The sequence below is a fragment of the Halomonas sp. N3-2A genome (assembly GCF_002216165.1).
Classification (GTDB): Bacteria; Pseudomonadota; Gammaproteobacteria; order Pseudomonadales; family Halomonadaceae; genus Vreelandella.
This window is the reverse complement of the sequence record NZ_CP022286.1, coordinates 782,624-796,517: the sequence shown is the minus strand read 5'-3', so window position 1 is coordinate 796,517 and position 13,894 is coordinate 782,624. Positions and strand designations below refer to the sequence as shown.

At 54.1% G+C, this 13,894-nt stretch carries 12 protein-coding genes; 8 read left to right on the top strand and 4 right to left on the bottom strand.

Annotated elements, in window-relative coordinates; all coding sequences use genetic code 11:
* The 4 genes from CEK60_RS03705 to CEK60_RS03690 form a co-directional block, all read right to left on the bottom strand.
* Complete coding sequence (locus CEK60_RS03705; RefSeq protein WP_038485114.1) at positions 1-888, bottom strand: branched-chain amino acid ABC transporter permease; 888 nt, start codon at positions 886-888, stop codon at positions 1-3.
* 82 nt (positions 889-970) lie between these two features.
* Positions 971-2,194, bottom strand: a complete 1,224-nt coding sequence (locus CEK60_RS03700; protein ID WP_089037878.1) for an ABC transporter substrate-binding protein — start codon at positions 2,192-2,194, stop codon at positions 971-973.
* 127 nt (positions 2,195-2,321) lie between these two features.
* Entirely contained in the window at positions 2,322-3,071 is a 750-nt protein-coding gene (locus CEK60_RS03695) for an ABC transporter ATP-binding protein (protein ID WP_038485120.1), read from the bottom strand.
* The gene (locus CEK60_RS03690; RefSeq protein WP_089037877.1) at positions 3,068-3,856 is read right to left on the bottom strand and encodes an ABC transporter ATP-binding protein; all 789 of its coding nucleotides are present in this window, start codon (positions 3,854-3,856) and stop codon (positions 3,068-3,070) included. The genes CEK60_RS03695 and CEK60_RS03690 overlap by 4 nt, the downstream gene beginning before the upstream one ends.
* A 360-nt stretch (positions 3,857-4,216) precedes the next feature.
* Here CEK60_RS03690 and CEK60_RS03685 point away from each other — a divergent pair, with 360 nt between their 5' ends.
* From CEK60_RS03685 to CEK60_RS03650, 8 genes are all read left to right on the top strand, one after another.
* Positions 4,217-4,630 (top strand): MerR family transcriptional regulator, encoded by a 414-nt coding sequence (locus CEK60_RS03685; RefSeq protein ID WP_089040839.1) that lies wholly within the window; start codon positions 4,217-4,219, stop codon positions 4,628-4,630.
* Positions 4,631-4,650: 20 nt separating this feature from the next.
* Positions 4,651-5,820, top strand: coding sequence for an isovaleryl-CoA dehydrogenase (locus CEK60_RS03680; protein ID WP_089037876.1), 1,170 nt, complete (start codon positions 4,651-4,653; stop codon positions 5,818-5,820).
* 10 nt (positions 5,821-5,830) lie between these two features.
* Positions 5,831-7,438, top strand: coding sequence for a carboxyl transferase domain-containing protein (locus CEK60_RS03675; protein WP_089037875.1), 1,608 nt, complete (start codon positions 5,831-5,833; stop codon positions 7,436-7,438).
* A gap of 11 nt (positions 7,439-7,449) precedes the next feature.
* On the top strand, positions 7,450-8,283 hold the full coding sequence (locus CEK60_RS03670; protein ID WP_089037874.1) for an enoyl-CoA hydratase/isomerase family protein: 834 nt from the start codon (positions 7,450-7,452) through the stop codon (positions 8,281-8,283).
* Complete coding sequence (locus CEK60_RS03665) at positions 8,280-10,319, top strand: acetyl/propionyl/methylcrotonyl-CoA carboxylase subunit alpha (RefSeq protein ID WP_089037873.1); 2,040 nt, start codon at positions 8,280-8,282, stop codon at positions 10,317-10,319. Before CEK60_RS03670 ends, CEK60_RS03665 begins: the two co-directional genes overlap by 4 nt.
* Before the next feature lie 10 nt (positions 10,320-10,329).
* A complete protein-coding gene (locus CEK60_RS03660) occupies positions 10,330-11,235 on the top strand; it encodes a hydroxymethylglutaryl-CoA lyase (protein ID WP_089037872.1) in 906 nt (301 codons plus the stop codon).
* Positions 11,236-11,301: 66 nt separating this feature from the next.
* Entirely contained in the window at positions 11,302-13,005 is a 1,704-nt protein-coding gene (locus CEK60_RS03655) for an AMP-binding protein (RefSeq protein ID WP_089037871.1), read from the top strand.
* Positions 13,006-13,066: 61 nt separating this feature from the next.
* Complete coding sequence (locus CEK60_RS03650; protein ID WP_089037870.1) at positions 13,067-13,891, top strand: class I SAM-dependent methyltransferase; 825 nt, start codon at positions 13,067-13,069, stop codon at positions 13,889-13,891.
* Positions 13,892-13,894: the final 3 nt, after the last annotated feature.

Genomic DNA, 13,894 nt, shown 5'->3' with positions numbered 1-13,894 from the left:
TTATGCCTCCTTACCGAACAGCCCAGCGGGGCGTAACATGAGCACCAATATCATCACCAGGAAGATCACGGTATTGGAGGCTTCGGGGTAATACACTTTGGTTAAGCCTTCGATGATCCCCATACCCAGGCCAGTAAGAATCGCACCCAGAATAGATCCCATTCCACCAATGACGACCACCGCGAACACGACAATCAGCAAGCTTGACCCCATGGTCGGTGATACAGGATATAGCGGCGCTGCCAACACACCCGCAAAAGCGGCTAGCGCTACGCCAAAGCCATAAGTAAGCGTAATCAATAGCGGCACGTTTACCCCAAACGCTTGCATCAGTTGGGAGTTTTCAGTACCAGCACGCAGATAAGCCCCCAACCGGGTGCGCTCAATCATAAACCAGGTAAATAGACACATGGCCAGTGCCGCTACCAGCACCCAGGCACGGTAGGTAGGCAGGAACATGAAGCCTAGATTCAGGCCGCCTTGCAGTGCTTCCGGAGTCGCGTACCGCGCACCCGAAACGCCAAAGAAATTTACCAGCGTGCCTTCAAAAATGAGTGCTAACCCGAAGGTGAGCAGCAGTCCATAAAGATGGTCTAAATGGGCAATGCGACGCAGTAAAAAGCGCTCCATTAACATGCCGAAACCACCCACCACCAGCGGCACCAGAAACAGCGCCAGCCAATAGTTGATGCCTAAATAGCGAAAGCCTAGCAGTGCGGCGAAGGCTCCCAGCATGTATTGCGCCCCATGGGCAAAGTTGACGATCTTCAGTAGGCCGAAGATGACCGCCAGGCCCAAGCTAAGCAGTGCGTAAAAGGCTCCATTCACAAGCCCAAGCGTTAGCTGGCCCATGAAAACGGCTAATGGCACGCCGAATATCATCGTCATTGTATGACTCTCCTCGCCGTCAAGCGGTTGGTGGCAAGTTGCCACCAACCAGTTCTAACGTCACTTGCGGTTGTTATTCGACTTAGTTTTGAACCAGTTTGCACTGGCTATCAGAGAGCGGGCGGTAGGCTTCATCGGCAGGAATAGTGCTGAGGATTTCATACAGATCCCACTCACCGGTAGACTCTTCCGGTGTTTTCACTTGGGCAAGGTACATGTCATGAATCATGCGGCCATCTTCACGAATAGAGCCGTTACGCGCAAAGAAGTCTTCAATGGGCATATCAGCCATCTGGGCGCGTACAACTTCAGGATCGTCGGTTCCCGCGGCCTCTACGGCTTTCAGGTAGTGCATGGTGCTTGAGTAGATACCCGCCTGAACCATAGTGGGCATACGGCCAACTTCTTCAAAATAACGATCTGACCAAGCGCGCGCCTCTTCATCCATGTTCCAGTACCAGCCAGTGGTTAGCAGCAGCCCTTGGGTGGACTCCAGACCTAGCGCGTGGACATCGTTGAGGAAGATCAGCAGGCCTGCGAGCTGCTGGCCGCTCTGCGTGAGACCGAACTGGCTAGCCGTGGTGATCGCGTTCACGGTGTCAGCACCAGCGTTAGCCAAACCTACAATCTTCGCGCCAGACCCTTGGGCCTGAAGGATGTACGAGGAGAAGTCGCTTGTCGGGAACGGGTGACGCACGCCGCCAACAATCTCGCCGCCATTGGCTTCAACTACGTTGGTCACATCAGCTTCCAGCGCATGGCCGAACGCATAATCAGCGGTTAACAAGAACCAGCTGTCGCCGCCCTGCTCTACGACTGCTTTTGCGGTACCGTTCGCCAGTGGGTAAGTATCGTAAACCCAGTGAATGTGGTTGGGCGTGCAGTGTTCATTGGTAATGCTTGACGCCGCAGAACCCGACACAATGCCCAGGCCATTGTTTTCTTCAAGCACTTTAGTGACTGCGATAGACACCGAGGACGCCACTAGGCCACCCACCATGTCGACGTTGCGCTGATCGATCCACTCACGCACTGTGTTAGCACCGACGTCAGCACTGTTACGATCATCAGCACTAAAAATTACAATGGGTGAGCCGTTAACACTGCCACCAAAATCAGCAATCGCCATTTCCATGGCTGTTTCGCCGCCTGGGCCAGCTAAGTCACGGTAAGTCCCTGACATATCTGCCAAATAACCAATGCGCACCTCATTATCGCTAATTTCGGCGTGAGCGGTTGAGACTGCCATAGTAGAAGCGGCGGCAACGGCGATGCTGGCGGTCAGCGTTTTTTTCATAAAGGTCATGTTCGTCTCCTGGCCCTTGAGGCCTTTGTTGTTGTGTTACGACGTACGAATGAAATGCTTACAGAGCGTTTAGTGTTGTAGTGCACCTACTGCGAAGCTGATGCTGCGTTTATGATTTAGATTGGTGTTATACCCCCAGCATGGTGTTGAGATGGTCTCGACGTGACGGAAGCTGCTCAGCGCTAATCTCTTCAACAATTTGGCCGTGATCCATTACAAAATGACGATCTGCCAGCGGCGCTGCAAAACGGAAGTTCTGCTCCACCAGAACAATGGTCATACCGCGCTCTTTCAGTTGAATAAGCACTTCGCCAAGTTTTTGCACAATAACGGGGGCTAAGCCTTCGGTAATTTCATCGAGCAGTAAAAGCCGCGCACCGGTGCGTAGAATGCGTGCCATAGCAAGCATCTGCTGCTCACCGCCAGACAGCCGCGTCCCCTGGCTTCTGCGGCGCTCGTAAAGGTTAGGAAACATGCCGTAGATTTCATCTAGGCTCATTCCGCCAGAACGAACCGTGGGCGGAAGCAATAAATTTTCGTGCACATCCAGGCTGGCAAAAATACCGCGCTCTTCGGGGCAGTAACCAATACCAAGCCTTGGAATATGGTGCGCCTTCATATTCAGCGTTTCGTTGCCATTAATCACAATCGAGCCGGTGCGACGCCCAACCATATTCATGATGGATTTTAGAGTAGTGCTGCGTCCCGCGCCGTTGCGGCCCAGCAGGGTAACCAACTCCCCACGCTTAACATCAAAGTTCACGCCATGAAGTATGTGCGATTCACCATAGAAAGCGTGCAAGTCTTGCACTCTCAGCATTTCTAGCGTTTGGGAATCGGCTAGTTCATTGGTTTCATAGGCCTCAGCGGTATTCATACGGCGGCCTCCTCTTCAGCAGCTTCACTGCCCATATATGCCTCGCGCACTAATGGATTGCGGGAAACCTCTGCATAATTACCTTCGGCCAACACCGCGCCGCGGGCTAATACCGTAATACGGTCACAAAGCCTGCTAACCACGCTCAAGTTGTGCTCCACCATTAAGACGGTGCGCCCTTTTGAGACACGCTTAATCAGCTCGACGATACGATCAACGTCCTCTGCCCCCATCCCCTGAGTCGGCTCATCCAACAGCATCATCTTAGGGTCAAGCGCCAGCGTGGTGGCAACTTCCAGGGCGCGCTTACGCCCGTAAGGCATTTCGACCGTTAGTGTGTCGGCGTACTCACGCAGGCCAACCTCATCAAGCAGCTCTAACGCACGCTCATTAAGGTGATCTAGCGACTTTTCTGATTTCCAGAAGTGAAACGATGTGCCTAATTGACGCTGTAGCGCTACCCGGACGTTCTCCAACGCCGTCATATGCGCAAACACCGCTGAAATTTGAAATGAACGCACGAGCCCCAACTGTGCGATCTCATTGGATTTCTTGCTGGTAATGGGCTTACCGCGATAAAGGATTTCTCCACGTGTAGGCGGCAAAAACTTGGTTAGCAAATTAAAAACGGTGGTCTTTCCAGCACCGTTGGGGCCAATCAGGGCGTGAATGTGCCCTTCTTGAACCTGAAGATTAACGTCATCCACGGCGGTAAAACCGCGGAATTCTTTGGTCAGCCCTCGTGTCTCGAGCACTGGCCCATTAAGAACATCGTCTTCACGCATGGAGTGGTAAGCCTCTTTTTGTTCTTGTGTTCGGGTGTTCTTGTATCCGGGTGTTGGGTGCTGACGTTTCACCAACCGCTTCATCAAGCAAAACTCGTTAGCCGGCAACACACCCTTACCTGAACGTAAGGTATAGGTGCAAACTAGCAATCACTTGAGGGGTATTACAATTACAACTTTGGTCTACGCTTCTTTAACGTTTCTTCACGATAATAATTAAAATAGTTATTTTTCAACCAATTAACCAATAATCAAGGAAATCACACAAGCGCAACTACTGCTTTACGTTAACGTAAACTTGTTTTAGCCTCATGGTCAGTGTTCCATAGGGACATCCCCCTATCGACGAGAACAATGATCATGAGCAAAACCTACACGATCAGTGAACTGGCCAGCGAGTTCGACGTTACCACTCGAAGTATTCGCTTTTATGAAGATCAGGAGTTACTCCACCCTGCTCGCCGTGGCCAAACACGCATCTACAGCAGCAAAGATCGCGTGCGCCTGAAATTAACGCTACGCGGTAAACGGCTCGGTTTTTCCTTAGCAGAAATTCGCGAACTCTTTGAGCTGTGGGATGAGACCCGCAGCGGCAGCGAAAAGCAGTTGCATCTAATGCTAAGCAAAATCAGCGAGCGTAAATCGGCTCTAGAACAACAAATGAAAGACATCACAATGGTGCAGCTGGAACTTGAAAGCGCTGAAATTCGCTGCCGCCAGGCTCTTGAAGAACTCAATGAAAAACCTTCTTTAACGACGAAAAGCCCCCATTAACAATGACAAGGTGATTGACCATGTTTTCACACTATTCAGAACTCAATTTCGGCCTCGACGATGAACTGAACATGCTGCGCGAGCAGGTCAATGCCTTTGCCGCTAGCGAAATTGCCCCGCGTGCCGCTGAAATCGACCGCAACAACGAATTCCCAAATGATCTGTGGAAGAAGTTTGGCGACATGGGGCTGTTGGGGATTACCGTATCTGAAGAAGATGGCGGTAGCGGTATGGGCTATCTTGCCCACTGTATCGCGATGGAAGAAATTTCCCGGGCAAGTGCCTCCGTCGCCCTCTCCTATGGCGCGCACTCGAACCTGTGTGTCAATCAGCTAAAGATCAACGCCAGCGCTGCACAAAAAGAGAAATACCTGCCCAAGCTGATCAGCGGCGACCACGTAGGTGCACTGGCAATGTCAGAGCCAGGTGCGGGGTCTGACGTCGTGTCAATGCAGCTGCGAGCCAAGTTAGAGGGTGATCATTACATCCTTAACGGTAACAAAATGTGGATCACCAACGGCCCTGACGCCGACGTATTAGTGGTGTACGCCAAAACCGACCCGGAAGCAGGCTCTAAAGGCATTACAGCGTTCATTATTGAAAAAGGCATGCCTGGCTTCACTACGGCACAGAAGCTCGACAAGCTAGGTATGCGCGGCTCTAACACCTGCGAACTGGTTTTCCAAGACTGCAAAGTACCGGTTGAAAACGTACTGGGCGAGGTCGGTAAAGGGGTTCGCGTTCTCATGAGCGGTTTGGATTATGAGCGCACCGTACTGGCTGCTGGTCCTATTGGCATTATGCAGGCCGCTATGGATGTGGTGATGCCCTATATCCACGAGCGCAAGCAGTTCAACCAGTCCATTGGCGAGTTCCAGTTGGTGCAAGGCAAAGTCGCGGATATGTACACCACGCTGAACGCTTGTCGCGCCTACTTATACGCCGTTGCCGGAGCCTGCGACCGCGGCCAGACCTCGCGCAAAGACGCAGCGGGCGTGATTCTTTACTGCGCAGAGAAAGCCACCCAAGTTGCCCTAGATGCCATTCAACTGCTCGGCGGCAACGGCTATATCAACGAGTACCCCACCGGTCGCCTTCTGCGCGATGCCAAACTGTATGAAATTGGCGCGGGCACCAGCGAAATTCGCCGGATGCTGATTGGCCGCGAACTCTTCACCGAAACAAAGTAAGGGCCGCGCCATGAGCACACTCTCTACACAGATCAATCCCCGCAGCGACGTCTTTCAAAGCAACGCAGCATCCATGCTGGGGGAAGTTTCCAAGCTACGAGAATTAACCGCTGCCGTCGCCCAAGGCGGCGGCCCCAAGGCCCGTGAACGCCACGAGAGCCGCGGCAAGCTATTTGTGCGTGATCGTATCGATCACTTAATTGACGAAGGCTCGCCATTTTTAGAGTTTTCCGCCCTGGCAGCCCATAATGTTTACGATAGCGACGTGCCTGCGGCAGGCGTGGTAACGGGCATTGGCCGGGTATCTGGCGTTGAGTGCGTGATTGTGGCCAACGATGCCACGGTAAAAGGCGGCACTTATTTCCCGCTAACGGTGAAAAAACACCTGCGCGCCCAAGAAATCGCCCGCAAGCACCGTTTACCGTGCATCTATTTAGTCGATTCAGGCGGCGCTTTCTTGCCCCGCCAGGATGAAGTGTTCCCCGATCGCGATCACTTCGGGCGCATCTTCTATAACCAAGCCACGATGTCGGCAGAGGGCATCCCGCAAATAGCGGTGGTCATGGGCTCCTGCACGGCTGGCGGTGCGTATGTACCTGCCATGGCGGATGAATCAATCATCGTTAAAGAACAGGGCACGATTTTCCTGGGTGGCCCACCGCTGGTAAAGGCAGCCACCGGCGAAAACATTAGTGCTGAAGACCTGGGCGGTGCCGATGTGCACGCCAAAATCAGCGGCGTAGCCGACCACTACGCTGAAAATGATGCCCACGCCCTGCAGTTAGCGCGCGCTTGTGTGTCGCGTTTAAATTGGCAAAAGCGCGGCAAATTAGCCATGCAAGCGCCCCAACCTCCCAAGCTCGACCCCAGCGAACTTTACGGCATTGTTGGCACCGACCTTAAAAAGCCTTACGACGTTCGAGAAGTGATTGGTCGCATTGTCGATGGCTCTGACTTTGACGAATTCAAGCGCTACTACGGCGACACCTTGGTAACCGGCTTTGCGCATATCCACGGCTATCCGGTTGGCATTGTGGCGAACAACGGCGTGCTGTTTTCAGAGAGCGCGGTAAAAGGCGCGCACTTTATCGAGCTTTGCGCCCAGCGCAAGATTCCGCTGGTGTTCCTGCAAAACATTACTGGCTTCATGGTCGGCTCTAAGTACGAGCATGAAGGCATCGCTAAGCACGGTGCGAAGCTAGTGACTGCCGTCGCATGCGCCAAAGTACCCAAGTTCACCGTTTTGATTGGCGGCAGTTTCGGCGCAGGTAACTACGGAATGTGTGGTCGCGCCTATGACCCCAACCTGCTGTTCATGTGGCCCAATGCGCGTATTTCGGTAATGGGCGGTGAGCAGGCGGCAGGCGTGCTCTCTCAGGTCAAACGTGAGCAGTATGAGCGCGATGGCCGCGAGTGGACCAAAGAGGAAGAAGAGGCCTTTAAACAGCCCACCCGCGACCAGTATGAGCACCAGGGTCACCCCTATTATGCTAGCGCCCGCCTATGGGATGACGGCGTCATTGATCCACTTCAAACCCGCGACGTCTTGGGGCTTTCACTAGCCGCCGCAATGAATGCTGACGTCGAAGAGACACGCTTCGGCGTGTTCCGGATGTAAGGGCGAACACTATGGCTTACTCAACGCTACTGATCGAAGAAGGCGTGGCGCGCCTGACGTTAAACCGCCCAGAGGTGCATAACGCCTTTGACGACAGCCTGATCGCTGAACTAAACGCCCATTTAGACGAATTGCACGCGCTGGCCAACGCCGGTGACGTTCGGGTGGTGGTGCTTGGCTCTGAAGGTAAAAGTTTTTCTGCTGGCGCTGATCTCAACTGGATGAAGCGCATGGTCGATTACGGCTTGGAAGACAATCTAGCGGACTCACGCAAACTGTCAGCGCTTATGTTCGGGTTAGACACCCTGCCTTGCCCTACCGTTTGCCGAGTTCAGGGAGCGGCCTTTGGTGGCGCGGTGGGTCTAGCCGCCTGTTGCGATCTGGTCGTCGCTTCAGATAAAGCTAAGTTCTGCCTGTCGGAAGTCAAAATTGGCCTATCGCCCGCGGTGATTAGCCCCTATGTTCAGCGTGCACTTGGCGAACGCCAAATGCGCCGTTACGCACTCACTGCTGAAGTGATGGATGCGCCAACAGCGATGGCGCTCGGCTTGGTTCACCAAGTGGTGGAACACGATGCCTTGGATAGCGCCGTAGACGCCATGCTCGACACCCTTCTGGGTGGCTCTCCCCAAGCCCAACGAGCAACCAAAGCACTGCTGGCAAGCGTGGCTCAGGCACCCGACAGCGACGCCACCCGAGAACACACCTGCCAAGTGATCTCCAAACTGCGGGTGAGCCAAGAGGGTCAAGAGGGCTTAGCGAGCTTTTTTGAAAAGCGCCGCCCTGCCTGGACGCAACCGTCTGGCCTTCAAGAACCCAACACTGCTGCGGAGCCACGCTCATGACGCTTGACCTTACTAAATTCGACACGTTACTAGTGGCCAACCGCGGTGAAATTGCCTGCCGCGTAATGCGCACCGCCCGCCGCATGGGGCTGAAAACGGTTGCCGTTTATTCAGATGCCGATGCCACGGCTCGCCATGTACGCGAGGCCGATGAAGCCGTTCGCTTAGGCCCTGCCGCCGCCCGCGAAAGCTACCTTAATGTTGATGCGGTTATCGATGCCGCCAAACGCACCGGTACTGGTGCCATTCACCCCGGCTACGGCTTTCTTTCAGAAAACGGTGGGTTTGTTAAAGCCCTTGAGCAAGCGGGCATCATCTTTGTTGGTCCCCCTGCGTCGGCGATTGCCGCGATGGGCGATAAATCTGCCGCGAAAGCGCGTATGGCCAATGCGGGCGTACCGCTGGTGCCTGGGTATCATGGTGACGATCAGGATGATGCACTGCTGCGCAGCGAAGCCGACAAAATCGGTTATCCAGTGATGTTGAAAGCCAGCGCCGGTGGTGGTGGTAAAGGCATGCGCGTAGTTGAAAGCGGCGAAGGATTTAAAGCAGCGCTTGATGGCTGCCGACGTGAATCCAAAGCCGCTTTCGGCGACGACCGTATGCTGATTGAGAAATACCTGGTGCAGCCTCGTCACGTCGAAGTACAGGTATTCTGCGACCGCTACGGCAATGGCGTGTACCTATTCGAACGAGATTGCAGCGTTCAGCGCCGTCATCAGAAAGTCATAGAAGAAGCACCGGCTCCTGGCATGACGCCCGAACTGCGCAGTGCGATGGGCGACGCTGCCGTTCGCGCGGCCAAAGAAATTGGCTATGTGGGCGCAGGTACTGTGGAGTTTCTGCTCGACGCCGACGGTTCGTTCTACTTTATGGAGATGAACACGCGCCTGCAGGTTGAGCATCCCGTTACTGAAATGATTACCGGCCAGGATTTGGTCGAATGGCAGCTGCGCGTTGCGATGGGCGAACCGCTCCCCTGCACACAAGACGAGCTCACCATCACCGGCCATAGCTTTGAAGCGCGCCTGTATGCCGAAGACCCGGAGCAAGACTTCCTACCGGCCACCGGTTTGTTGACTCGCTTCGCCTTGGACCTAGAAGGTGCCGACTTAGATAGCGATCGGGTGCGTTTAGACAGCGGCGTGGAAAGTGGCGATGTGGTTTCCATGCACTACGACCCCATGCTGGCCAAACTGATTGTTCACGGCGCTGACCGGGATGCGGCGCTAGCCACTCTCAACCGCGCTTTGGCGGCGCTAGATGTCCAGGGCGTGGTAACGAACCGCGCTTTCCTGCAACGCTTGGCAAATCACCCCGGCTTTAAAAACGTCGAGCTAGACACGCGTTTTATCGAACGCAACGAAGCCACCCTGTTTGCTCCGCGCAGCTACTCTACTGAAGCGTATGCCAGCGCCGCGCTGATCGGCCTGAACCAACTGGCCAAAGAGTGCGAAAGTGACTCTCCGTGGGATCGCCACGACGGCTTCCGCTTGAATGCCCCCCATACCATTCGTATTGCGCTGTGTGACCCGGCAAGTGCACAGGCAGTCGACAGCGACGCAGCGGTGGTGATTGTTGAAGGTAAGCGCGAAAGCGGCGAATCGCTGTGGAATCTGACCATCGGTGATCAAACGTTGACCGCTAGCCTACAATCGCTGACAGGTGATGCGGTAGCCGTCACGCTAAACGGCCACCGCCGCCGACTACAGGCACGCCGCGATGGCCATATCGTGGTGATGGCTGAACCTAGTGGCGAAACACGCCTCTTCTGGCGTCGCATCGATGCCATTGACCACGGTCACCATGAAGCCGAATCAACCCTCACCGCCCCCATGAATGGCACCGTTGTCGCGCTGCTGGTAGAGCCTGGCGCGGCGGTCGAGAAAGGCATGCCGTTGATGGTCATGGAAGCGATGAAGATGGAGCACACCATGACTGCGCCTGCCGACGGTAGCGTGGAGACGTTCCACTTCCAGTCGGGCGATACCGTGAGTCAAGGTGACGTGCTACTCGACTTTGCCCCCAACGAATAGGAGCTAACCGATGGCACTGCCTACGTCTATTAAACTGTTTGAAATGGCCCCCCGCGATGGCCTGCAAAACGAACCGGGCACCCTGGTGCCCACTGCTACCAAAATCGAACTGATCGAACGGCTCGCGAATGCTGGCCTCAGCCATATTGAGGCCGCCAGCTTTGTCTCGCCAAAATGGGTACCACAAATGGGCGATGCGAGCGAAGTAATGCGCGGTATTGCCCGCAAACCCGGCGTGGTTTATTCGGCGTTAACGCCTAACCTGAAAGGCCTGGAAGGCGCACTGGCAGCTGGCGTTGAGGAAGTCGCGGTATTTGGTGCAGCCTCTGAGGCGTTTTCTCAGAAAAACATCAACTGCTCGATTGCTGAGTCGCTGACGCGCTTTGAGCCCGTGCTTGCGCGAGCCAACGAAGCAGGTGTGCGGGTGCGTGGCTATGTGTCCTGCGTGCTGGGCTGCCCCTATGAAGGGGCTATTTCACCGCAAAAAGTTGCCGAGGTAGCCAGCGTACTTTATGAGATGGGCTGCTATGAAATCTCTCTGGGTGACACCATCGGTGTCGGCACGCCGCTAGCCGCTAAGCGGATGATTGAGGCTGCCCGTCAGCAGGTGCCCATCGAGCATTTAGCGGCCCACTTCCATGATACCTATGGCATGGCGCTAGCTAACTTATATGCCGTAATGGAAGAAGGCGTGAGCGTGATTGACGCAGCGACTGCAGGGCTTGGTGGCTGCCCTTATGCCAAAGGTGCATCCGGCAATGTGGCCACGGAAGACGTACTTTACCTGTTGGAGGGGCTGGGCATTAACACCGGCATAGACCTCCAGGCAGTGATTGATACGGGCGTCTGGATCACTCAGCAGTTGGGTCGCAAGCCCAGTTCTAAAGTCGCGTTGGCCAAAAGCACGGTTAGCTAATAATAACTATAGAAGCCAACTGCTTTCTTCCCGTTGAGACAAAAAAAACAGTTCGGAGAGACATCCATGGCATCACCTGCACACACCCTACCTAGCTACACCAGCAGCACCGCAGATAAGCCGCTGCTGGGCATGACCATTGGCGATAAATTTGATCAAATCGCCGCACAGTATCCCGACAACGACGCGCTAATCGCCCTTCATCAGAACATTCACTGGAGCTACCGCCAGCTTCAGGAAGAAGTTAACCGTTGCGCCCGAGCGTTGCTGGCCATTGGGGTTAAAAAAGGCGACCGAGTTGCCATCTGGGCACCTAACTGCTGCGAATGGACCCTAACCCAATTTGCCACCGCCAAGATTGGCGCGATTTTAGTCAACATTAACCCCTCTTATCGTACTCATGAGCTGGACTACGCGCTGAATCAATCCGGTGCGCGCTTTTTAGTCACTGCCGATCAATTCAAAAGCTCTGATTACACCGCCATGCTGTTTGAGCTCGCGCCTGAACTAAATAGCAGCACAGAAGGCCAGCTAAAATCGCACAAGCTACCTGATCTTGAGTGCATCATTAATCTGGGCTCTGACAAACAGAGTGGCATGTGGCGCTGGGCAGACTTCATTAACGAAGCCAGCAAGATCAGCCAGACGGATGTTGATGACTTGCAGGCTACGCTACAGTTTGATGATCCGATCAATATTCAGTACACCTCGGGTACCACGGGCTTTCCGAAAGGCGCGACGCTCTCTCACCATAACATCCTCAACAACGGCTTCTTTGTTGCCGAAAGCATGGGCTTTACCAGCGAAGACCGCCTGGTCATCCCCGTACCGCTCTACCACTGCTTCGGCATGGTGATGGGTAACCTGGGCTGCATGACCCATGGCGCGGCGATGATTTATCCGGATGAAGGGTTCGAGCCCGGCAAAGTGCTAAAAGCGGTACACGAGCAAAAAGCCACCGCGCTTTACGGCGTACCCACTATGTTCATCGCCGAACTAGAGCACCCCGACTTTGCCACTACTGATTTTTCCACGCTGCGTACCGGCATTATGGCGGGTTCTATTTGTCCTGCAGAAATCATGAAGCAGGTCATCGAAAAGATGAACATGAAAGGCGTACAGATCGCCTACGGCATGACAGAAACCAGCCCGGTTTCCACCCAAACCGGCGCTAACGACACCATTGATAAGCGCGTTTCTACCGTTGGCCGCACCCAACCCCACCTGGAAAGCAAGATCGTCGATCCTGGCAACGGCGGCATTCTGCCCCGTGGTGAAATTGGTGAGCTATGCACCCGTGGCTACAGCGTGATGCTCAAGTACTGGAACAATGACAAAGCCACGGCTGAAGCCATTGATGAAGCCGGTTGGATGCACACAGGCGACCTTGCCACGATGGACGAGGAAGGCTATATCCAGATTGTTGGCCGCATTAAAGACATGGTGATTCGCGGCGGTGAGAATGTATACCCTAAAGAGATCGAGGAGTTTTTATACGCCCACCCTGCGATTTCAGAAGTACAGGTTACCGGTGTTCCGGATAAGAAGTATGGCGAAGAGCTAATTGCTTGGGTGAAGCTCAACAGCAGCGCTGGAGAAGTCACTGGAGAAGACCTTCGCGAGTACTGCAAAGGCAAAATCACTCACTTTAAGATTCCCCGCTACTTTAAATTTGTTGATGAATTCCCGATGACGGTAACCGGTAAAATTCAGAAATTTAAAATGCGCGAAATTTCTATCCAAGAGCTTGGGCTTGAGGATCAAAAATAACCCTTTAATTAACGCCGGCCCATGGTCGGCGTTGATTTTTGTATGACATTGAGACACCAACATGTCCACTCAACAGCGGCTAGCCGAGCACTACCACCAAGGGTTGCGCGATGACGCTATCCTTAACCAAATCCGTACCCACTACCCTGATGGCCCAACGCTTCACCAACTTGCCCCGCTAGACCAGCTACATATCGGTGGTATTGCCGCCTCTAAAAAGCTGCTTAACCTACTTGATCCTTCACAACATACAAAGGTGCTTGATATAGGCTCAGGCTTAGGCGGATTAATGCGCCAAGGGGCAGCGCTAGGTTTTCAACTTACCGGTTTAGATATCACCCACCGCTTTAACGTACTTAGTCAGGCACTGACTGACTTGTCGGCTTCTCCGACAAATCCGTCGCTTAGCTGGGTTACCGGAGATGCCTGCGCACTGCCTTTTCCAGAGCGCACATTTAATGCCGTACTATTTCAGCACAGCCTGATGAACATGCCCGACCCCGCCCGCGTTATTGCCGAAAGCCGACGAGTGCTCCGCCCAGGCGGCAAGCTTGTCATGCATGAAGTCGTTAGGGGTAAAAACTTTGCCGAATTGCGCTACCCGGTTCCCTGGGCAGCATCGCCAGAGCATTCACACTTGCTTTCGATGACAGAACTGACGGACTTGCTGGCGGCAAATGGCTTTCAGCTTCAGCACAGTGAAAATTGGAGCAGCACTGCGCTTGAGTGGCGTCAGCGGCAGCGCCAAAAAGAGCAAACTGACACCATCGCTGTGCTCTCACCCCAATGGGTATTTGGCGAGCGCTTTTTGCAAATGGGTAAAAATCTGCTAGAAAACTTATCAAATAACGCAATTAATGTGGTAGAAATCAGCGCCCGTTGCTAGGCT